This window comes from Paenibacillus sp. ALJ109b (assembly GCF_010747435.1).
GTDB lineage: Bacteria > Bacillota > Bacilli > Paenibacillales > Paenibacillaceae > Paenibacillus > Paenibacillus taichungensis.
The window spans coordinates 284,291-306,190 of the sequence record NZ_JAAIFP010000004.1; the positions used below are offsets into that span (position 1 = coordinate 284,291).

17 protein-coding genes are annotated in these 21,900 nt (G+C 47.3%); 4 read left to right on the forward strand and 13 right to left on the reverse strand.

Annotated features, from left to right (window positions below):
- Positions 1-52 precede the first annotated feature (52 nt).
- The 12 genes from ggt to G3352_RS04455 form a co-directional block, all read right to left on the reverse strand.
- Positions 53-1,651 carry a gamma-glutamyltransferase gene (ggt, locus tag G3352_RS04400; protein ID WP_163754194.1) on the reverse strand — a complete coding sequence of 533 codons (1,599 nt, stop codon included), beginning with the start codon at positions 1,649-1,651 and terminating at the stop codon, positions 53-55.
- On the reverse strand, positions 1,645-2,886 hold the full coding sequence (locus G3352_RS04405; RefSeq protein ID WP_163754197.1) for a pyridoxal-phosphate-dependent aminotransferase family protein: 1,242 nt from the start codon (positions 2,884-2,886) through the stop codon (positions 1,645-1,647). Before G3352_RS04405 ends, ggt begins: the two co-directional genes overlap by 7 nt.
- 6 nt (positions 2,887-2,892) lie before the next feature.
- Positions 2,893-4,200 (reverse strand): Zn-dependent hydrolase, encoded by a 1,308-nt coding sequence (locus G3352_RS04410; RefSeq protein ID WP_163754200.1) that lies wholly within the window; start codon positions 4,198-4,200, stop codon positions 2,893-2,895.
- The gene (gene allB / locus G3352_RS04415) at positions 4,197-5,603 is read right to left on the reverse strand and encodes an allantoinase AllB (protein ID WP_163754203.1); all 1,407 of its coding nucleotides are present in this window, start codon (positions 5,601-5,603) and stop codon (positions 4,197-4,199) included. Before allB ends, G3352_RS04410 begins: the two co-directional genes overlap by 4 nt.
- Positions 5,604-5,643: 40 nt before the next feature.
- Entirely contained in the window at positions 5,644-6,021 is a 378-nt protein-coding gene (uraH, locus tag G3352_RS04420; protein ID WP_163754205.1) for a hydroxyisourate hydrolase, read from the reverse strand.
- Positions 6,021-7,565 (reverse strand): factor-independent urate hydroxylase, encoded by a 1,545-nt coding sequence (pucL, locus tag G3352_RS04425; RefSeq protein ID WP_345940714.1) that lies wholly within the window; start codon positions 7,563-7,565, stop codon positions 6,021-6,023. Before pucL ends, uraH begins: the two co-directional genes overlap by 1 nt.
- A gap of 253 nt (positions 7,566-7,818) precedes the next feature.
- Entirely contained in the window at positions 7,819-9,441 is a 1,623-nt protein-coding gene (locus G3352_RS04430; RefSeq protein WP_163754209.1) for a PucR family transcriptional regulator, read from the reverse strand.
- Between the two features lie 256 nt (positions 9,442-9,697).
- On the reverse strand, positions 9,698-12,442 hold the full coding sequence (locus G3352_RS04435) for a CHASE3 domain-containing protein (protein ID WP_163754212.1): 2,745 nt from the start codon (positions 12,440-12,442) through the stop codon (positions 9,698-9,700).
- A gap of 177 nt (positions 12,443-12,619) precedes the next feature.
- Entirely contained in the window at positions 12,620-14,008 is a 1,389-nt protein-coding gene (gene fumC, locus G3352_RS04440; protein ID WP_163754215.1) for a class II fumarate hydratase, read from the reverse strand.
- 225 nt (positions 14,009-14,233) lie between these two features.
- The gene (locus G3352_RS04445) at positions 14,234-15,244 is read right to left on the reverse strand and encodes an aldose 1-epimerase (protein ID WP_163754218.1); all 1,011 of its coding nucleotides are present in this window, start codon (positions 15,242-15,244) and stop codon (positions 14,234-14,236) included.
- Between the two features lie 213 nt (positions 15,245-15,457).
- Positions 15,458-16,267 carry an MBL fold metallo-hydrolase gene (locus G3352_RS04450; RefSeq protein ID WP_099853967.1) on the reverse strand — a complete coding sequence of 270 codons (810 nt, stop codon included), beginning with the start codon at positions 16,265-16,267 and terminating at the stop codon, positions 15,458-15,460.
- A gap of 184 nt (positions 16,268-16,451) precedes the next feature.
- Positions 16,452-16,718 carry a hypothetical protein gene (locus tag G3352_RS04455; RefSeq protein ID WP_083678844.1) on the reverse strand — a complete coding sequence of 89 codons (267 nt, stop codon included), beginning with the start codon at positions 16,716-16,718 and terminating at the stop codon, positions 16,452-16,454.
- A gap of 214 nt (positions 16,719-16,932) precedes the next feature.
- On the opposite strand from G3352_RS04455, the gene G3352_RS04460 reads away from it, so the two are divergent.
- The 4 genes from G3352_RS04460 to G3352_RS04475 all read left to right on the forward strand — a co-directional run bounded on the left by G3352_RS04460 (position 16,933) and on the right by G3352_RS04475 (position 21,231).
- Positions 16,933-18,165 (forward strand): aminopeptidase, encoded by a 1,233-nt coding sequence (locus tag G3352_RS04460; protein WP_099853969.1) that lies wholly within the window; start codon positions 16,933-16,935, stop codon positions 18,163-18,165.
- 83 nt (positions 18,166-18,248) lie between these two features.
- A complete protein-coding gene (locus tag G3352_RS04465; protein WP_163754221.1) occupies positions 18,249-19,481 on the forward strand; it encodes an aminopeptidase in 1,233 nt (410 codons plus the stop codon).
- 213 nt (positions 19,482-19,694) lie between these two features.
- Positions 19,695-20,285: an RNA polymerase sigma factor gene (locus G3352_RS04470; RefSeq protein WP_076288627.1), complete on the forward strand. Its 591-nt coding sequence runs from the start codon at positions 19,695-19,697 to the stop codon at positions 20,283-20,285.
- Complete coding sequence (locus G3352_RS04475) at positions 20,263-21,231, forward strand: hypothetical protein (RefSeq protein WP_163754224.1); 969 nt, start codon at positions 20,263-20,265, stop codon at positions 21,229-21,231. The genes G3352_RS04470 and G3352_RS04475 overlap by 23 nt, the downstream gene beginning before the upstream one ends.
- 1 nt (position 21,232) lies before the next feature.
- Here the strand turns inward: G3352_RS04475 and G3352_RS04480 are convergent, their stop codons facing one another.
- Positions 21,233-21,724: a hypothetical protein gene (locus G3352_RS04480; RefSeq protein WP_113054691.1), complete on the reverse strand. Its 492-nt coding sequence runs from the start codon at positions 21,722-21,724 to the stop codon at positions 21,233-21,235.
- Between the last annotated feature and the right edge of the window lie 176 nt (positions 21,725-21,900).

The following is a 21,900-nucleotide window of genomic DNA, read 5'->3' on the forward strand; positions in this document are numbered from 1 at the left end:
CATTGAAGATAATTTTCCTTGGATCTATGCATGATGCACTACATAAATCACGTTACCACCCGATAGCCATGCCATCTCCCCTGGGATCTGCTGCCCCGCTGATCATGCCATCTTCACGGATGACAATCCCTTGTGACTGCCCCATAATCCCGTCCCACGGCGATCTGGCTTCGACGTTATGCCCCCATCGGGCAAGCGTGTCACATACATCGTCATGATAGCGGTTCTCCACTCTCATCGTGTCACCGTCTTCGCCCCAGGTACGCCCATACACCCAACGCGGTAGCCCAATGGCTTCCTGAATGTTCAGACCATAGTCCAGCACACCCGTAAGAACTGATAGCTGTGTCTGAGGTTGGCCTTCACCACCCTGCGTGCCTACGAGCATATAAGGTTTCCCGTTACGAGTGACAAGACCCGGCATTAGGGTGTGGAATGAGCGTTTATTTGGTTCTAATACGTTAGCGTCCTTCGGATCAAGTGAGAAAAAGGAACCGCGGTTCTGCATGATCACACCCGTATCCCCTGGCACATAAGCAGCGCCAAAATCAAAGTACAGGCTCTGGATAAACGAGACGGCATTGCCTTCATTGTCCACAACCGCCGCATAAGCCGTATCCTGACCCATCATTTTGGACAGAAAAGGCTGTGCCACAGCAGGTGGAACAGACTGAATCTCATTCCATAATTCATTTCCATAAACCTTGGATAACAAATTTTCCAGCGGAATATCCCTGAAATCCGGGTCGGTGAGATAACGATCACGGTCACGAAAAGCCTTTTTGACCACTTCAGCCATCAGGTGATAAAACTCGGGGGACGTACGCGCCACAGAAGAGAGATCAATATGTTCCAGCATATTCAACATCATCAGCATCGAGAAGCCCTGTGAATTCGGCGGCATCTGGTGAACTTGATAGCCACGGTAATCGGTAGCGATCGGCTTCACCCACTCCCCCTTGTGAGCCGAGAAATCCGCTGGGGCAAGCATGCCGCCATCCTCACGAATAGCCGAAGTTAGCTGCTCCGCCAGTTCCCCGGTATAAAAAACATCGCGTCCACCTGCCTGAATCAGGCGAATGGAAGAGGCAAGATCAGGCTGCAAGAGAAGATCGCCTTCCTGCAAAAGTGTACCAAAAGGGGCAAATACCGCTCGCAGCGGTGAATGCCCCATAATGAAATCCTCATCACGTTCCAGCCACAGATGCAAATTTCGGGATACAGGACATCCCTTTTCCGCATATAGCGCAGCTGGTTCAAGCAACTGTTCCCACTTTAACTTCCCATAGCGGGACCAGACTTCCCACCATGCATCTACCATTCCAGGAACGGTAATCGCACTAAGCACACCTCGCTGAGGAATGGTGCTCATCCCCATCGCTTTGAACGTGTCGGCATGAATGCCTGCTGCTGAACGACCGCTACCGTTGTAGGCCGTTATGTCACCACTTGCTCCGTCGTGAATCAGAAAGAAAGCATCTCCGCCAAGTCCTGTCATGTGCGGGTAGACTACGCCCAGCGCGGCACTTACAGCGACAGCAGCATCATAAGCGTTACCACCCTGCTGGAGCATTGAGCTGCCAACCGCACTCGCCAAATAATGTGGGGAGGTAACCATCACCTCCCTGGATATCGGCATCTGGTTCAACATAAGACGCCCTCCTTCCCGGCATATACATCCAGCGCTGCCTGTACGGCCTCGCCTGCTGGCAAGGCGTGACGATGACGCAACAGTACAGCTTCGAGTGCACCTAGCACATGCAGTACATTTTTGCGCTGGCAGCTGAATCCCATCGTACCAATACGCCAAATCTTACCTTTCAATGGTCCAAACGAACTGGCAATCTCAATACTGAAATCGTTCAGAAGCATGCTGCGTACCGACTCTCCGTCTATGCCATCTGGAATTTCGATACAGGTGACCACCGGAAGTTTACTGGACATGTCTCCATACAGTTTGAGCCCCATGCCCTGAATTCCCGCGACTAACGCACGTTCATTGATCCGATGTCTCTGGAAACGGGCATCCAGACCTTCCTGAAGCAAAATTCGCAGTCCTTCGTGAAGACCGTAAAGCATCGAAGTTGCTTCTGTATGATGGTTCAACCGTGCTGAACTCCAGTAGTCCTGCAATTGGCTCAGGTCAAAATAATTACTGGCAATCGTGCGCCCTTCAGCCCGAGCGCTTGTTGCATCGCGGAGGCCCCGTTCGACGGTTTTGCGGCTCATCAGTTTCTTCTCCACACGGCTGTTATACGTTAATGGCGCCATCCCCGATGGAATGGACAAACACTTCTGCGTTCCTCCCATTACTGCATCCAGATGCCAGGCATCTGTCTCGACAGGTGTCCCGCCAATTGTGGCAACCGCATCGACGACAAGTAAAATATCGAGTTCGCGGCAGGCTTTGCCAATCTCGGCGAGTGGCTGCATTTGCCCGGTTGATGTCTCACCGTGAACCATCGCAACCAAACTCGGCTTATGTGCATGGATTGCCTTGATAACTTCTTCGGGATCAAATACCGTTCCCCACTCTGTTTCAAAAAAGATAACCTCGGCACCACATCGTTCTGAGATTTCAACCAACAGATGTCCGAAGCGTCCATAGATGGGGACGAGCACCTTGTCCCCTGGCTGAATCAGACTGACCAGCACAGCTTCAATCCCTGAGCGGGATGTGCCATCAACCGGATAACACCACTCATTGTCTGTCATGTATAGTTCACGCAACATGGCCATCGTCTCATTCATCAGGGAAGTGAACTCCGGATCAAACTGCCCCAGGATCGGGAAGGATAATGCCCTCAGAACTCTTGGGTCGACTTCAACTGGCCCCGGTGTCATGATCGTCCGCAAGGACGGGGACAATTCTTTATAGTTGGACATCTTCACTCAACTCCCGTAACCGTATTTATAGAGTAGCTGAACCAGAACCCGGAAACCTTTCATTAGGTCCTCTTCAGCTGTATATTCAAGGGGATTGTGGCTAATTCCATCATGGCTAGGGACAAAAATCATCGCCGTGGGGCAAGCCGGCTGAAAGATCTGCGAATCATGTCCTGCGCCGCTTGGCATGTGTATATAGGATAACTGCTCCACTTCACAGATATCTCGAATGTCTGACGTAATCTGATCGTTCATCGGAATAGGTGTGACAGACAAGTGCTCTTCCCAGTTCAGTCCGAGCTGCTGCTCGGCCGCGATTCTGCTAAATTCCTGCAGCATATTGTGCCAGCATCGATCAATGCTCTCTTGCCTGATATGCCGGATATCGAGCGAGAATACGGCCCGGGATGCAACGACGTTACCCACACCCGGATCGGCTGTTATTCGTCCCACAGTGGCTACAAGTGGTTCTCCCGCTTCAAGCGCAATGTTTCTTACGGCTGTAATCATCTCGGCTGCACCTGCAAGTGCATCCTTGCGCCAGGACATCGGTGTAGTTCCAGCATGATTGGCTTCACCACTTACTGTAATGCTAAAGCGTTTCTGGCCTACAATATCCGATACAATACCAATAGAATGGCCCAATCGTTCAAGGATCTGACCCTGCTCGATATGAAGTTCGATAAACGCACCATATGTGTGCGAAGCAGTTCTATAGCTACTATTTGGTCCAAAGCCTGCATCACGTATCGCCTGTGCAAAGGTAATGCCTTCTTGATCCTTCAAATGCTGAACATCTTCCAGCCCGCTTACCCCCGTTATACTTCGTGATCCCCAATAAGCGAAGGGGAATCGACTACCTTCTTCCTCACATAGGGATACCACTTCAAGCGTCCGTTTGGGTGCTCCGAAATGTTTCTGCAGATACTCTAGCGCGAGCACTCCCGCAACTACGCCATATGCACCGTCATACTTCCCACCATGCACCACAGTATCGATATGGGACCCCGTAACAATCGGCGCCTCTTCCATTCCTGTTCCTGAACCCATACCTCTACCGTGCAGAGTTCCATACAGGTTGCCCGATTGATCAAATTCAGGAGCCAAACCTTTCTCCTGCATTTTTTCTGCAAGCGCATGCTGTGCCTTACACCATGCTTGGTCGTACAACAGACGTGTCACACCTCCCTGGGCATCAGCGCCATAAGCGGATAACCAGTCAAGCATGCCTTTCAGCTCCACCTGCTCCAATTGCGGCAAAGGATGGGTGGGACGTTTCGTTCCAGACGATGTGTGTACTTCAAAGTCGTTCATGACACCTCCTCCGTTCCTTCAACAACAACTTGAACAGATGAGTTAGCACAGATAAACCGTCCCACAGGTTCATCCGATAACCCTGTTTTTGAACTGTATACTCGTGTGCCCCGGCAGAACACATCGGCAATGCTGGAGGAAAACGTGCGTCCCACATAAGGACTCTGTTTATGTGTGTAGTGCAGGTCATCCGCATTTAAGGTGGTACGCTTCTCCCAATCAATCAGTACCAGATCCGCGTCCTTGCCGATGGCGATCTCACCTTTGCTATCCAACCCAAGTCTTCTGGCAGGTTGCAGAGCCAGAACTTTTCCGAGCAGCGGAAGGGCTACATTTCGCTGAAGATGTCCTTCCTCCAACATGAGCAGCAGCGTGCTTTGCGCACCCGAGATGCCACCCCAGATTTCAAAGAAATTATCAGATTGTTTCATCGATGGCGGACAGGGTGAGTGGTCGGATGCAATAACATCAATTAGACCTTCTCCCAACGCATCCCATAACCGATCTTGCTCAGCCTGACTCCGCAATGGCGGCGCACACTTGGCTACAGCTCCCAACCGGACAACATCCTCATCTGTCAGAGTCAGGTAATGCGGACATGTTTCAGAAGTTACATCCAGCCCGCGCTGTTTTGCTTCTGCAATCAGTTCAAGCGCTTGCCGTGTACTGATATGAACAAAATGCAGTGCACATCCGGTTTGCTCCCCATATTTCAGTGCTCGTGACACCGCCTGAACCTCTGCTTCTGCTGGACGAGATTGCACGTAATCCATCGGGCCGATTCGTCCATCTGCAATACTTCTGGCCCCCAGTTCAGCAACCATCGTCTCGTCTTCGGCATGAAGCGCCAGCACACGGTTTAGTTTTGCAATCTCGTACATGCCATTCAAAAGTGTATCGTCATCCGCTCTGGCGAAGATGTCTTCCCCTTCTCCGCCAGGTTCGGACATAAATGCCTTGAATCCCGTCGCCCCCATATCAGCCAAAGGCGCAAGCTCACCCCGATTGCCGGGAACAAGTCCTCCCCAAAACGCATAATCAACATAGGATTGACCGTCGGCTGCTTTCATTTTGGACTCCCATGCCTCCGGTCTTATCGTTGGGGGGACACCATTAAGCGGCATATCAACGTACGTCGTAATTCCGCCAGCAGCCAGTGATGCTGATCCAGATTTGAATCCCTCCCAGCTCGCGAGTCCAGGTTCATTGAAGTGAACATGAATGTCCACAGCCCCTGGCATCACTGTGAGGCCAATTGCTTCTATTATTTCAGTATCTTCATCACCCACCAGGTGTGAGGACAAAGCTGATATTTTTTCACCAGTAATCCCAATATCCAGTTCTTCCACGCTATCTCTCAACACAACCCGGGCCCCCCGGATGATCATGTCTAATCTTGTCATATGGATGACCCTCCCCTGATCAGAACCGGATTCGTATATTTCAGCTTCCCCGGTATGTACTGTAACCTCCTGGTGCAATCAACAAAGGAATGTGGTAGTGACTTGCAGCATCGGAAACAGCAAACCGAATCGGTACAACCGTCCATAATGCCTGCCCCAATTCTTCAAGAGATCGCCGTGCGTAATAACCCTCAACGTTGAACTGAAGCTCGTAGACCGCTTGCTCAAGCTTCCCACCTTCAAGCAACGGTGCATCCAGACGCCCATCGGCATTGGTCAACGATTCAGCAACTTTCATCTTGTTTTCCTTCTCGCCATCCTTATACAATACAAAAAGTTCAATCCGCACACCTGCGGCCGGAACACCCTTGGAAGTATCCAGCACATGCGTAGTAATCCGTCCACCAGCCACCGACATCATGCCTCCCTTTCTTTCTTCGAGCCCCAATTGTCAACATCTAGATCATCCCTTGTCATTGAGAAGCCCTGAAACCCATAAGGAGGTCTGGCCTCGGTGAATACTTTGCCTTCTCCTTCTTTTACTTCCTCCAGCACCGTTTCCCATGTCCGATTGTTGGATTCGAATGAAACCTCACTGAGCTGTCCAAATCGACGCAAGAGCCTTAGTCCAATTTGATAAATCAGATGCTGAATGGATGCCGAACGACACGCATGGAACACGGCTGCAGCTACATCTCTTACCTGCTCCGCCGCTACATAACGTCCTCGCTGATCGTCCATACCATCTCTCGGGTCCTCGTAACGCCAATTGATATTCAGGAAAATGAACAGTGGACGGTCCCATGTCTCGGGTAAGGTGGTGTACTCATCCTTGACGAAACCGGCAAATTCACTGCCTTTGACCTTAATAAGCCTGATATCTGCGACACCACTGAAATGATTGCTCAGTTCGACCTGATTTCCTTTTCGCTGCGCTTCAATTGCAGCCGTAGCCCGATCATTCTGGGAATAACGGAATACCAGCTCGCTTGTACGAAGGCTTCCCTCTCTGCGAACAGGCACATCTTCAAAAGGAATCTGATCTGCCGTCATTTGCACTTTGGTCATCTGCGGATATGTCTCCAGAAAACGTCGGCTGACGTAAGCGAGAAAACCTTCCACCGTAGCTCCGAAGTAGTCCGCAGCATGTTTCAGGATGAAATTCTTCATTGAATCCGTTGCAACGACGAGAGAATTATCTCCTTCGATAAAAGAAGGCAGAAATTCATCGCCTTGCACGGCTACTTTAATGTTTAATCCGAACAGGATATTATTGCGTCCAGTAAATGGAGATTCCGGGATGGCCTGAATACCCGTCAACGGTTTGGCGTATGAACGGTACACCCATACATCCCCTTTGCCGTAATACATTGTCCGCTGCTTTACTTCGGAGGACTTACATACAAATTCATCTTCATGACCAACCTGTGCTAACCACTGCTCCAATCGAATGGAAGCAATCTTGAACACTTCCTTCAGGGCGGTCTGGAATTCTTCCGCTCTTCCTCTCTGATTGCGATCCCGCATGGACTCCAGGATGGACTGAGCTGTGTGACCTTTCACGGCCAATATAAAAGGAAAGCCGAATTGGCTTGTATATTCTTTATTTAATTTACTAAGCTCGTTATATTGCTCCACCGAAAGTGAATTAAGCCCTGCACCAGCCTGTTCCTGAACGGAATTGCTGCTCATGCTGATCCGCGCACCGAGATCCGGGTGATTGCAAAGCAACTGCAACTGGACCTTTTCATCGGATGTCTGCACTACGTTCTTCATCACATTCATCATGTGTTCAAAAGAGTCGAATGGCCGTGAAGGCCAAGAACGCTCCGCCACCCAAGGTGATTCTTCGAATAGTCCGCCAAACGTATGCACGAACTGTGTGATAGACCAGTTGTTAACGAGTTTAATGAAGTCGCCCATGTTAGAACCTCCGGTCTTCTGTGGATTGTTGTTCTTCATTTTAAGTGCCTCATCATACTGCGACAATAATATTTACGCAATTTTGTAATATAACATAACATCAGTTATGTGATTTGTTAGTAGTGCACGGGATTTGGTTGTTCAAATGTAATGAAAAGCTCAAAAAAACCGCACTTCCCCAAGGGAAATACGGTTTTATCTGACATGCATGCTTCATTGTCATGCTGCACAACATTTGTGCGAGATAATGGTTTTGATCAATATTTACCTATTAAATGGGTTTGCCTTCGGATTAATGATGCTGGGAATGAGGTCTTGCCGAGTTTTTATCCCGCACAAACTTGCGGAAGGTGAAGACCAGCTTTAATTTCAACAGATCATTAGTCTTCTTAAAGTCCATTTGCAGCAAACTTCCCACTTTCTCCATCCGATAGGTAACGGTGTTCCGATGCACAAACAGTTGCTTCGCAGCCTCGTTAATAAGTCCATCATTCTCGATAAAAGATTCCAACGTATTCATCAGTACCTGATTGGGATCGCCGTCCCTGGCCAATAAAGGCTCAAGTACTTTATTGCAATAATTCTCCATGATGTTATCCGGAACATGTTGGAATACATAGGCGAATTCCAGCATCTCGAACTGGAGAGCCCGATCTTTCATACCGAATCGGCGAGCCAGTTGACGGGTATCTAGACATTCCTGATAGGCCTCGCGCAGCGACTTCGGCTCATGCTTCATTTTGCTGATCCAGAACCGCGGTGCAGATGCTCCCTTGGCTTCCTGTGCTGCAAGAACATCACCAAATCGATTCAGCAGGAATGCTGATAATTCCTCTCCATAATCCCGCCCTGTTGGGCAGGTATAGATGGAGAGTATGCCATCTTCAATCTGAAAATGTTGTGAGGCTGTGAATTGCATAAGTGGGTTGTATTGCAACTCGCGGTGGATCTGTTTCAGCAGCTTTCCTTCTGCAAAAACAGACGGTTCCAGCGTGATCAATACACATTGATAGGTCCCCTGGAACAAATGAACCCCTTTATTTTCGCTGAGCTTGGTGAGTTCATCTACCGTCATTTTGTTATCTAGATATTGGGTTAACAGCGTACGCATCTCATCCTGAACGGTGGGGTTAATGTGTTCTCGATAGGTCATATCCATATAGAATGCTAGAACATCCGCAGCCTGCTGAAACAATTCCTCCTCCGCTCTAAGTGACAGCGCCGATTCTGTAAAGACGAGCAAAAATCCATATTCTTCATCATTCTGCTTGATCGGTACCCGGTGGCAGCTTCCCTGATTCCATTTCACCCGGTGCATGACGGATTTCCAAGGCCAACCCTGTACTACCGCATCTCCCGCAACACCTTCGCTGCCATACAGCACATGGCCGCGGGAGCCAATAACCGCAAGCGGATAGTTCAACACGGTAGCGAGTTCGGCGAATACATTCCGATGCTGTTGTTGCTGCAATGCAAAGTGCATTAATTTTTTCTGTTTCTGCACCACCTCGTGCAGTAAACGATTGCTGCGTTCATGTTCAGCCTTGAATAACGCATTCATTTGGTCGGAAAATGTAAACTGGAACGGCAGTTCCAGCAGCGGTAAACGCAGTCGATCTGCTTCCTCGATAATTCCTTGCGGAATGGCCTGCCAGAAACGGCCCAATTTAATGCCTAATCCGGCACAACCACGTTCGTTCAGGCGGCGCATCAAACGAAGTGCATCGGTCTCGTTGTCTTTCATAATAAATGCAGTTGTAAACAGCAATTCTCCGGATTTGATCCAATCCGCTATATCTGGAGCGTCCATGACGTTAACGGATTTCATCATCCGTGAAGTCCCTTCCCCACCTGCAACCAGTCTGGCCTCAGACAACGGGTATACCTGTAAAGCCTCTTTAACCGTAAGCTGCATGGACATTACCTCCCATATATATAACGCGTAAAGCGGTTTATATCCTTATACCGCACCTAAACAAAGGTTTAACACTAAATTTCAACCATTTTATTGAAATAATCCTTGAGTGTTGTTAAGTATTATAACATCATTTTCATTTAAATAGTTTACATGAGAAAAAAATAAAACCCATGACACAATTGCAGCAATCGTTCCGCAACTGGCGTAGGTTTTATTTTCGAGTTGATACATGTTGAATTACAAACGGAAAGGATCAGATTCCCAATGTTTCGTGACTCAACCACAATTTCATCCGGGACAGTACCTCTTTCATATTGAGCGGTTTGCTAATATAATCTGAGGCTCCTGCCGCAATACATTTATCACGATCTTCTTTCATGGCTTTGGCAGTCAAAGCAATAATAGGGAGCTTTTTGAGATTTAATCTCTCACGGATTTGGCGAGTAGTTTCATATCCATCCAACTCTGGCATCATGATATCCATCAAGATAATATCCGGGTTCGCTTCTCCGCTCTCTAACATCTCCAGACACTCGTAGCCATTCTGAGCTGTAATCACCTTCATGTCATACTGCTCAAGGGCATTTGCCAAGGCATACACATTTCGAATATCATCATCGACAACAAGAACCTGGCGGCCATTCAATAATGATTCTTCAAGTGGCGTCAGTAACATCTCGACGTTTGTTGAATTCTCGCCTGAGGATTTGTTTGTTTCAGGAGCAGTCACGGCTACCTCGTTCAAGAACAATCTGGAGTTTTGCATAACCTCAGGCTCTTCCCTTCTAAGTGGGAGGAATAAGGTGAAGACACTTCCTTGTCCTTCGCGACTAGTTGCCGAGATTGATCCTCCCAACAGATTGGCAAGAGATTGAGAGATCGACAGTCCCAGTCCAGTTCCACCGTATTTTCGGGCGGTGGCTCCATCCGCCTGTTTGAAGGCATCAAAGATCTGCAGCAGTTTGTTGTCCGCAATGCCAATCCCGGTATCACTAACCGAGAAGGCTATGACATCCGTCTCTGCTCCGTTCGTTTCAGGATTGGACAGACTCACTCTGGAGATGGTTAAGGCTACTTCCCCTTCATTGGTGAATTTAAATGCATTGGATAGCAAATTCCGTAAAATCTGGTGTAACCGCATCTCGTCGGAAACAATCGTTTCCGGCAGAGGGCTTTGAAGCTGAATCCGGAAATCAATTCCTTTTTGCTCAGCCGTTTTCAGGAAATATTGATTCATCGCTTCCGGCAGGGTTCCAAGATAGACATCATCCAAATCCACTTCCATCTCCCCAGCCTCCACTTTGGAAAGGTCGAGAATGTCGTTAATCAGATTCAACAGGTCCTTACCTGATGCATGGATCACCGAAGCATATTTCTGTTCTTCACTATTTAAGTGCTGATGTTTGTTCTCAGCCAAAATCTCGGACAGAATTAGCATACTGTTCAGCGGGGTACGCAGTTCATGCGACATATTCGCCAGGAACTCAGACTTATAACCAGAGCTTGTCCGTAACTGATCGGCTACTTCTGCAAGTTCGCTAGCAGAGGTCTCAGCGGCATTTTTCTGCATTTCCAGACGCTCGTTCAACATGTGCAGTTCCTCTGTCTGCATATGTAATTCTTCAGTCTGGGACACCATCTCTTCGGTCTGTGCCTGCAGTTTCTCCGATTGTGTCTGCAATTCTTCATTCAACACCTGTGATTCATCATACAAATGCTGTAATTCCATGCGTGTTACGGTGGAATGAAGCGAGACGCCGAAGATTTCGATCAGTTCGGTTAGCAACTTTGTTTCCTTTGGTTCGATCTGCTTCATAGAGGCCAGTTCGATTACAGCTATCGTTTTACCTTCAAATACCACCGGGGCTACCGTGAGTGATGCAGCTGACGCATCACCAAGTCCCGATGAGATGCGAATATAATTTTGAGGCAAGTCGTTCATCTGCAAAACTCGCTTCTCAATCGCACTCTGACCGACTAATCCCTCACCCGGTGCAACGGATACTTTACCGAGGGAACGCTCTTTCTCTCCATCTGCCGCATACGCAGCTACACGAATGAGACGGTTCTCTTTCATCGCATATAACACGCCATAAGGGGCTTCTAGCAGGATCGCGACTTGGTTTAGGAACAACCGTGACAGTCCCTCCAAACTTGCAGGGTTCTGCAAGAGTGTAGCAATGCTGGCAACCTGATCTTTAAGTCGATTCTGTTCCTGTACCGTATCCAGCAATAAGTTCGTCTCTTTACCTAAATCACCGACCTCATCTTGTGTACGGACAATAATACGCTGTGTGAGATTGCCGCCTTGAGATATGTCGCTGATGGTATGTTTGACTTCACGCAGGGTCTTTACGATATTGCCCGAAATGACGAGCGCTGCAGCAACAGATAGTCCGGCAACGGCAGCCCATAAGGTATACATAATGGTAAGCAATGTGGAGCTTCGTGCTGCGAGCTCGGTCACCCGGCTTTCTGTCAGTCGCAACTCTGTATTGCGGAAGTTCTCGAACTCGGATCTTAACAGATCAATTTCGCCTTTCCCTGGATCGGAATGGAAAAATTCAATGACTTTATCCTGATCTCCTTGTCTCTTTAGGGCCACCGAGGCTGATCCGGCAACATCAATCCAGCGGACAATATGTGTTTTGATGGTTTCCAGAGTCATCTGCTGGGATGGGTTATCACTAACCAGCTCATACAGTTCGGCATAATTGGAGTTCCACTGGGTTAGCGCTTGGTTGTATGGCTCCAAATAACTTTCTTCCCCGGTGATCATGAATCCCCGCTGTCCTGTTTCCATATTCAGAACATTTTTCTCAATTGCATTGGTCAGGTTATGCACTTCCAGGTCGTGGTGGCTGATAAAATCGATTTCCTTCTGCGATGCATCAATTTGGGCAGATAACACCAGCAAAACGGCACCAAATAACAACACAACCACTAGATAGCCCAATAGAATTTTGGAGCGTATCGTAAATCTTCTCTTTTTCGACAACGCAGAAACCTCCAATGAAATAAACAATTCCGATCAATTAAAAAAACAGTCGCATATGTAGTTTATATGTATACGTATATACTGACAAGCATTAGTTCAAGAACCGCACGAGTTAAAAAACGACCTGCGTATGCAGGTCGCTTGTTTATGGAATGAAGTTCGCATGATAATGACTGATTAAGCTTTCGGGGCAATCATTTTCGCTGGATCAACATACTGATCGAATTGCTCTTCCGTAAGCAGACCTGTCTGCAATGTTGCTTCTTTCAGAGACAGTCCTTCCTTATGCGCAAGCTTGGCAATTTTGGCTGCATTCTCATATCCGATATGCGGATTAAGAGCGGTAACCAACATAAGCGAGTTATTCAAATTGTGTTCAATCTGGCCGAGGTTAGGCTCAATACCCACCGCACATTTATCATTGAATGCAACAATGGAATCAGCAAGGAGCTGGACAGATTGCAGGAAGTTATAGATAATAACCGGTTTGAACACATTCAACTCGAAGTTACCCTGACTTGCCGCGAAGCCAATCGCAGCATCGTTCCCCATGACTTGCGTAACCACCATGGTCATCGCCTCGCTCTGAGTTGGATTCACTTTACCTGGCATAATGGAACTGCCCGGTTCGTTCTCCGGAATACGAATCTCTCCCAGACCGCTGCGTGGGCCACTAGCCAGCCAGCGAACATCATTGGCAATTTTCATCAAGTCAGCTGCAAGCGCTTTAACTGCACCGTGAGCATAGACCACTTCATCATGACTTGTAAGTGCGTGGAATTTGTTAGGTGCGGATACAAAATCCTTGCCGGTATGCTTGCCAATTTCCTTGGCTGTATAATCACCAAAGTCAGGATGTGCATTAATTCCGGTTCCCACAGCTGTACCACCAATTGCGAGTTCTTTCATATAATTCACACTATCGCGGATCATACGTTCACTCTTATCGAGCATCGCTTCCCAGCCACTGATTTCCTGACCGAGTGTAATTGGCGTTGCATCCTGAAGATGAGTACGTCCAATTTTGATAATATCTTTGAATTTTTCCGATTTGTCTGCAAAAGTGGATTTCAGCACCGCGATTGCCGGCAAGAGTTGATCTTCAACAGCAAGTACTCCTGCAACATGCAGAGCCGTTGGGAATGTATCATTAGAGCTTTGGGACATATTTACATCATCATTCGGATGCAGACGTTCTTCCTTGCCCTTTTGTTCAAGCAACTGGTTACCCAGATTGGCAATGACTTCGTTTACGTTCATGTTGGACTGTGTTCCGCTACCCGTCTGCCATACCACGAGAGGAAAATGATCATCAATCCGACCTGCAATAATTTCATCAGCGGCATAAGCGATCGCATCCGATTTGGCAGCGGACAATTTACCTAATTTATGGTTACTAGCTGCAGCGCTTTTTTTCAAAATGGCAAGAGCACGCACGACTTCCATCGGCATATGCTCGCGACCAATCGGAAAGTTTTCCTTACTGCGTTGCGTTTGAGCTCCCCACAGCCTGTCGGCTGGTACTTTCATTTCACCTAACGTATCTTTCTCAATGCGGTATTCCACTTGCTTTTCCTCCTCCAAAAAGATGGTTTGGGTCTCTAAAAAAATACGTATACATTCTTTTCTTCACAGCATCTTACATCTGTTGATTCCAAAGTCATTTTTGGGATTTATGCAAAATGCTTTTTATGAGCAAAGCTTGTGTATCTTGTCATATTATACATGATTGCCTGTGCAATTTTCACCTTTTCGACAAAAATGTAAGCGTGAAGCAAAGTGCTTGAGTATTTATTTTTGAGCTTTGATCGGATATAGACGGCTGGTTTGCTCGAATAATTCGCCCGGCTCAAGACCAATCAGACCGATCTCTTCAGCAGGAATGCCTTGTACATTCGGGGCGTTAACGAGGTTCATCTGTGGCTCAGGACAGAAGAATCCGCCAGCCATATTGTTATTCCAGATCATCCAGTGCTTGTACGAAGTCCCTACATCATATACCAGCTTGTCACCGGTACGATGATCAGTAAGCTCCATATAGTTGCGACCGTTCTGTGGTTCAGCCGTGTAGTGGTTGTCCATGGCTGCAAAAAACGGACTAACGCCCTCTTCCTTTAATTGCTCTTCCTCTGGTGTAAGCGGTTGAAATTGTCCTGTAGGTAAAGAACGTTCATTCAATTCACGACGCTGACCAATCGTTATTTTGGCGGTGTAATCGGATGCCTGGCTTTCCGGTGCAAAAGGTACGCTAATGGCTGTATGGAATGCGAACAGGTTCGGCATACGTTCCTTCCCGTTATTCCGAACATTCAATTGCTGCTGAAGTCCCAGACTACTTAGCGAGTAACGGAGCGTCACTGTGAAGGTGAACGGCAGGTATTTGTAGAACTCATGTCCTTCCTTCACTTCCTGACTGAGCACAACATAACTCTCCAACTCGTCAGAACCGAACCCATCAACCTTCCACTCGGCATCATGCAGGAATCCATGCAGGTGGTTGCCTGTAGCTGGTTCGTTTATAGGTAGTTGATAAACTTCACCATTCCAGGGGAAGCGACCATCCTCATAGCGATTTGGTGGGGAAAGAATCGGAATACCGTATACGGCAGGTGCAGCCATAAATTCATCCATCTGTTCCTGGTCTGGCTCACGCAAATAACGGAATCCCTGCTCTGTATCACGGAAAGCGACCAGGTTGGCACCCACACTCGGAATAACTGCCGCTTCGAATTGATTAAAACGAAGCCAGACGGCTGGTATACCTCCAAATTGTTCTTCGAAAGCTGCATTTTGCTGTGTCATCGTTATATGTACCTCCTGCATACTAAGGTTATATTATACGGCTCGACTATATCATGACCGGGCACAAAATACCAATCTATGATAGAGAACAAATTCATGATGGAACGACAAAAAAGACAGCTACGATGCTCCGTGGCTGTCTCCATCCCCTTATGCTGCCGTAATGAATCATTCCAGATTTCAATGGAATACCCATGTTTGGCATCTGCTCTATCAATCCACATATTTGCCGTGATCCGGAACGGCGGTCTGTTCAAAATCAAGATCGAGTCGCTCCAGCGAATCTCTCAGCATTTCTCCGGTTAAGGAATGTCCGTGCCCGGTAACAGCAACTATGGGCTCCAGTCGACGAATATGCTGAACTGATCGATGAGCCGCTTGCCAATCCGTCGTGAAATACGCGGGTGGACCGTGCAACTGTTTGTCCTGAAGCAGCACACTCCAGAGCGATTCCTGTTTCACGGTGACGATCGCGTCTCCCGCAATCAGTGTACGGTCTTCTTTTCGAAATAGAGACACATGGCCCGGTGTATGACCTGGTGTATGCAACCATTCCCAGCCAGAAACACCTGGGATGGAATGATCATCCGGCAGACTGAATATCCGATCATCCAGATTAATAGCTTCATTAGGGTAAGCAAATGACAGCCGTGCCATCAAACCGCCACCAACAGTAGGGTCGGCCGGAGGATAATCCTTCACACCTGTCAAATAAGGCAGTTCCAGCGGGTGTGCGTACACCGGGACGCCCCAGAATTGTTCCAGTTCGATGACGGTCCCGACGTGATCAAAATGACCATGTGTCAAAATAATCGCAGACGGTGGACCAGGAAAGCGTTCAGTTGCAACATGAAGAATCTGATCAGTGAAACTCGCCATTCCAGTGTCCACGAGCACCCAGTTCCTGCTTCCAGGCTCCCCGATGAACACAACATTAACGAACAGTGTACGCAGACTGAGGATATCGTGCGCGACTTCTTCAAGTCCCGTCATTCCTGCTGTAATCAGATTGTCAGATGCCATTCACGGTTACCTCCCATTCAGGCGGATTGTCTCTCTGGTTCCATTCATCTGTCATAGACTTCCCTTTTCTGGAGTAACTATTCCTTATTCCCAATAAAATAGACGGTGGACGCCCTGTTTCAGGCATACACCGTCTAGTATAATCAGCTACATTCCATATTAGAACAAGAACCTTTCGATCCTATTATGCCGGGAAAGCGTCCAGTGCCGCATCAAGCAGCTGATTGTACATATCGTCATCGTTTTCCAGCAGCTCGTCCATACGCAACAATTCATCTTCATCACCGGATTGTTCAGTGAAATGCAGACTATAGTCCCAATCCTTGCCGTTCTTGCTCATAAACGTAATCTCATAAACTGACTTTTCGCCCTCTGCACGAAAAACCGTATTACCTACATAATTCTTCTCATCTTCACGACGCATCTCTGCACGAATAATCTCAATATTCACAATCGTTCTCTCCTTTAATCTCTCTTCAGTTGCAGGTCTCCACAATTTATGGTAAACCTAGTTTGGTAATTATTATTGGTTAATTGTACAATATATATCGTAGCAACGTATACCTTATTCAATGAGGGAACCATTCTGACTCCTTACATACCTGTAATGAGGACTATAATAACAAACAGCTACGACATTATACCAAACAGGAGGAAAAAATAGCATGAACAATTTTGAAACGAATTTACAACAATATGCCGAACTGGCTGTCAAAGTCGGTGTTAATGTCCATCCTGGGCAGACTCTCGTCGTGAACGCACCAATCTCGGCAGCACATTTTGTACGCCTAATCGTCAAAGCTGCTTATGGCACAGGTGCCAAGCTGGTCAAAGTAAACTGGAGCGATGAGGTTATTACACGTCTTCATTATGATCTCGCACCAGAAGAATCCTTCTCCATTGAACCAAAATGGTTTGCAGGAGAAATGACTGAACTCGTAGAAGAAGGTGCCGCCATTCTGCATGTTATTGCAGAAAATCCGGATCTGCTTGCAGGCGTTCCTCAAGAACGCATCGTGACTAGTCAGAAAGTTCGTGGTAAAGCGATGGAGAAATATCGTTCCTATCAGATGGCAGACAAATTCAGCTGGTCCATTGTGGCCGTTCCTTCCCCTGAATGGGCGGCCAAAGTATTCCCTGATCTTCCGGCACAGCAGCAAATTGATAAATTATGGGATGTCATCTTCAAAACCGTTCGTATCGGTGAGCAGGATGCTGTCGCAGAATGGAAAACACATTTGCTGAATCTCGACTCCCGTGCAGATCTGCTTAACGAGAAAAAATACAAAAAGCTTCACTATACTGCACCTGGCACAGACCTGACAATAGAGCTTCCTGAAGGACATCTGTGGGTATCCGGTGGTAGCATCAATGAGCAGGGACATGTCTTCGTTGCTAATATGCCTACAGAGGAAGTGTTCACAGCTCCACTGAAAACTGGAGTTAACGGAACAGTTCGCAGCACCAAGCCACTGAGCTATGGCGGCAACCTGATCGACGGCTTCTCCATCACTTTCGAAAATGGCCGAATTGTCGATTATACTGCCGAACAAGGACTCGATTCATTGAAAAGCTTGATTGAAATGGATGAAGGCGCACATTATCTGGGTGAAGTAGCTCTCGTTCCACATCAATCGCCAATTTCAGACACGAATATTTTGTTCTACAACACCCTCTTTGATGAAAATGCATCCAACCATTTGGCTATCGGGAACGCCTATGCCTTCTGTCTGGAAGGCGGCAAAACGATGTCCAAAGAGGAATTGATCAGCCATGGCATGAACTCCAGTCTCACTCATGTGGATTTCATGATTGGATCAGGAGAAATGAACATTCACGGTGTTACTTCTGAAGGTAGTGAAGAGCCAATCTTCCTTCAAGGCAACTGGGCTTTCTAATTTAAAATAGTGTAAATGAGAGAGAGGGTCACTCCTCTCTTTTCCTGCGTATGCGGGGCATTCATGATATGGAGGAACTTGATATGTTGAGTTTTGAACAAAAACTGGATCGTTATGCTGAACTGGCTGTAAAAGTTGGAGCCAACGTTCAGCCCGGACAAATCTTCGTTATCAGCGCGATGATTGATACAGCTGAATTCGTGCGTTTGTTGGTGCGCAAAGGCTACGAGGCCGGAGCAAAGAAAGTTATCATCAAATATGGAGACGAAACTGTCAATCGACTGCGGTTTGAAATGGCCCCTGAGGACTCCTTCCAAGATGCACCGAAATGGCATGCCGCTGAGCTTGAGGAGCTGGCAGCGAACAATGCTGCGTTCTTGACCGTATTGTCATCCAGCCCGGACCTGCTAAAAGGCATCGATCCAGAACGCATTTCCACTCATCAGCGTACATACGGTCAGGCGATGTCCAAATATCGTCAGTATCAGCAGGCAGACAAAATGAGCTGGACAGGAGTAGCCTGTCCTTCGCCGGATTGGGCCGCCAAAGTATTCCCTGACCTTCCCCCTGCTGAGCAGATGAAACAGCTCTGGGAAGCCATTTTTTCTGCTGTAAGAGCTGATCTGGAAGATCCTGTAGCGGCTTGGGAGCAGCATATTGAGCGTTTGGAGCACAAAGCAGTTGCCCTGAACAGCAAAAAATATAAAACTCTGCATTTTGTCTCACCGGGAACCGACCTTACCGTTGATCTTCCTGAAGGGCACATTTGGGCGCAAGCGGGCAGCATTAATGAACAAGGCACTCGTTTTGTGGCCAACATCCCGACAGAGGAAGTATTCACAGCACCAGCCAAATTTGGGGTGAACGGTAAAGTGTCCAGCACCAAACCACTCAGTTATGGCGGAAGTATCATTGATCGCTTCTCTCTTACGTTTGAAAAAGGACGCATCATTGATTTCCACGCCGAAGAAGGTCAAGATACACTAGAAAGACTCATCAATATGGATGAAGGTTCCCATTATCTCGGTGAAGTCGCTTTGGTGCCCTTCCATTCTCCAATCTCGGAAAGTGGTATTCTCTATTACACAACGCTATATGATGAGAATGCTTCATGTCACCTCGCTATCGGTAGTTCCTATGCCTTCAATATCGATGGTGGCAAAACCTTGTCAACCGAGGAGCTTGCAGCTCGCGGCATGAACTCCAGCATTACTCACGTAGACTTCATGATGGGATCGCCGGAAACGAATATTTATGGCGTGACAGCGAATGGTGAGCGTGAAGCCATCTTCCTGAACGGTGACTGGGCTTTCTAAGCCATTTGTACCTGTTATTCTGCGATTATTAAGTAACTCATAGAGGCTGCCCTACTGACCATGATTTAGTGGTTAGTGAGGCGGCCTCTTTCTATTTCGGCTATACTTTTTCCGCTTCTGTCAGACTAACCTCCCATTGTATCGCTTCCATATAATGTTGTAAAATGAAATGATACCAATGTTTGTGGATTGTTCACCAGAAAGGAGAACATCATGGCCAATCGGCTCCAATTACTCTTAGCCTCAGATTTCCATAATTTGGGCCCGCAGCTTCAAGAAGAAGTGTACTACGAATACTATAATATGGTACATGGTCTCATCGTTTACATCATCAAAGAACGTGCAGCAGCAGAAGATATCATTCAGGAAGCTTTTATTAAAATCATTAAAAACAAACCTCTCTTCGACAACGAAGTCAAACTGAAAGCATGGCTGAAGGTTGTCACACGGAATACCGCCATTAATTATCTGAGAAAAAATAAAAATAACCGTAACCAACTGGATACGGATAGTGTTTTTATAGATATGGAGACAATTAATCAGACGGCCGCTTCCGTGGAGAGCACGGTGGAGACTCAAATGATGCAGGAATCCATCGAATTCTATCTGGAACAGCTTAAGCCGGAATACCGTGTTCTTGTGGAGCTACGCTGGAAAGAGGGTCTTTCCTATCGGGAAATGGCCGATCTGCTTGATACATCCGAAGAAATTGTGAAGCAACGTTTGTTCAGAGCCCGCGGAAGTATCAAAAAGAAATTACATAAGGAATGGGGTGGAAGTATTGAGCAAAGGCAAATCCGATAAGCATATTGATTCATTCGATTCAGAGCTGGAAGACGATTTTTTCGATGCCGCGTTTGATATGGCTTTTGACGAAGCCTTCCATCAGGCTGCATCTGCCACCCCTGCTTCCAACACCGAACCTATGCGTCAATCCTGGCTCCGAGTTCAAAAGGAAATTTCCCGGGTTGGCGCACGCAAGAAAAGAATGCGCACCATACGTTTATCTGTTATTGTGGCTGCGTCCGTGACCATCGGCGCCGTCATCTTCAGTATGCCTACCGGGACGCAAGCCGTCTCCCCTTTTGTACAATCGATCAAGGAATGGGGCAATGGGATGAAATCCATTGTTATTGAGGATCGTACTACTCATTTGGGCGCTGATCCGTCGACAGCTAAGACCCCTCCACCTCCTGAACGAGGAGTTAATGAAGCTCCCAAATTCTATTCTGGAGACGAACCAGAAGAGGATGAAGATATTGTTCTCCCCTTCTATGAGACATCACATTTACTTGAACCTATTGTTGTAACCAAGGAAATAGCACGCTCGGGATTTATGGGTGATTTTTTGTTATCAAAAGCGATTCCCGAGCGGTTTACAAAGATCAAATTTGAGCTCATGCTGGATACCCTCAATCCCGTCAATCCGGAAGATTATTACGAATCTCAACGAATGAGGGTTCGTTATAGCGGCGAAGGCAAAAATGGTGAAGAAGAAGTCATTCAGTTTGATTATGCCTATGTTTCGCCTGGTCAGATCATTGAGGGGCCCATGCTTCGCGAAACAAGTATCGTCAAATTGGCTGATGGCAGCGATGCATTTATGTACCTCGGTCCCCCCTATAACACCTTTCAATGGATGATGGGTTCTGTCAATATGAGCTTATTCGGAACCGTCTCGGAAGAAGAGATGACTGCCATTGCCAACGACCTGCAGGAACAAAAATTTCCAGGTAGTACTCGCAAGTAAATTAAAATAATACATTGCTTGAAATATGTGTTGTCGTCTCAGGCTTGACCCCATCATCGGCCGTGTGAAGACTGACGACTCGATAGTAATAGCCGGTTATCACGGTCCAGCTCGATTGGGCATTCAGGGTCTGCGTTTGGGTTTTCTTCTTGGAACCGGATTGATAGAGAATCCAGGCCGATCCCGTCCAGCGTTCAAGTCGATAATCGACTTGCAGCGATTTCATTTCCGAGAAAGTTGTTGTTGTTGTATTTACAACCGCAGTCAGCCCCCCTCCAGGTGTAACCGTCCCCTCTGCCTGATAAATATATTTTGGGGAAGTCAGTGCATGAATACTTGGTTCCAAAGGCGGTGGCGGTGGAGTAAGCGCGTGAGGCTGGATACTTGGACTGGCAACAGCAACCTCTTCGGTTGGTAGCGCAAGAATTATGGGTGCCGTTAGTGCTGCAACAATCATGACTTTCAGCATGGACGTTATTCTTAATTTCCGCATATGTATCCACCCTTCATTTTCCAAATTTGATTTTGTGTAAGTATTAAACGGATGTAGTGGTTAGAAGGTTTCAAAAAAATAAAAGACGCTCCGACTTACATGTCGGCAGCGTCTTTTGGTACTTTGATACTTCTTCGAATGAACACATACAGAATGGATGAAACCTAAATAATTCC

What these genes read in the sequence shown, in the direction of transcription:
- G3352_RS04470 (WP_076288627.1), top strand. Translation starts at nt 19,695, where the DNA reads ATGGCCAATCGGCTCCAATTACTCTTAGCCTCAGATTTCCATAATTTG.
- G3352_RS04410 (WP_163754200.1), bottom strand. Translation starts at nt 4,200, where the DNA reads ATGAACGACTTTGAAGTACACACATCGTCTGGAACGAAACGTCCCACC.
- G3352_RS04430 (WP_163754209.1), bottom strand. Translation starts at nt 9,441, where the DNA reads ATGCAGCTTACGGTTAAAGAGGCTTTACAGGTATACCCGTTGTCTGAG.
- G3352_RS04405 (WP_163754197.1), bottom strand. Translation starts at nt 2,886, where the DNA reads ATGTCCAACTATAAAGAATTGTCCCCGTCCTTGCGGACGATCATGACA.
- uraH (WP_163754205.1), bottom strand. Translation starts at nt 6,021, where the DNA reads ATGTCGGTGGCTGGTGGACGGATTACTACGCATGTGCTGGATACTTCC.
- pucL (WP_345940714.1), bottom strand. Translation starts at nt 7,565, where the DNA reads ATGAAGAACAACAATCCACAGAAGACCGGAGGTTCTAACATGGGCGAC.
- G3352_RS04465 (WP_163754221.1), top strand. Translation starts at nt 18,249, where the DNA reads ATGTTGAGTTTTGAACAAAAACTGGATCGTTATGCTGAACTGGCTGTA.
- G3352_RS04460 (WP_099853969.1), top strand. Translation starts at nt 16,933, where the DNA reads ATGAACAATTTTGAAACGAATTTACAACAATATGCCGAACTGGCTGTC.
- G3352_RS04450 (WP_099853967.1), bottom strand. Translation starts at nt 16,267, where the DNA reads ATGGCATCTGACAATCTGATTACAGCAGGAATGACGGGACTTGAAGAA.
- G3352_RS04445 (WP_163754218.1), bottom strand. Translation starts at nt 15,244, where the DNA reads ATGACACAGCAAAATGCAGCTTTCGAAGAACAATTTGGAGGTATACCA.
- G3352_RS04480 (WP_113054691.1), bottom strand. Translation starts at nt 21,724, where the DNA reads ATGCGGAAATTAAGAATAACGTCCATGCTGAAAGTCATGATTGTTGCA.
- allB (WP_163754203.1), bottom strand. Translation starts at nt 5,603, where the DNA reads ATGACAAGATTAGACATGATCATCCGGGGGGCCCGGGTTGTGTTGAGA.
- ggt (WP_163754194.1), bottom strand. Translation starts at nt 1,651, where the DNA reads ATGTTGAACCAGATGCCGATATCCAGGGAGGTGATGGTTACCTCCCCA.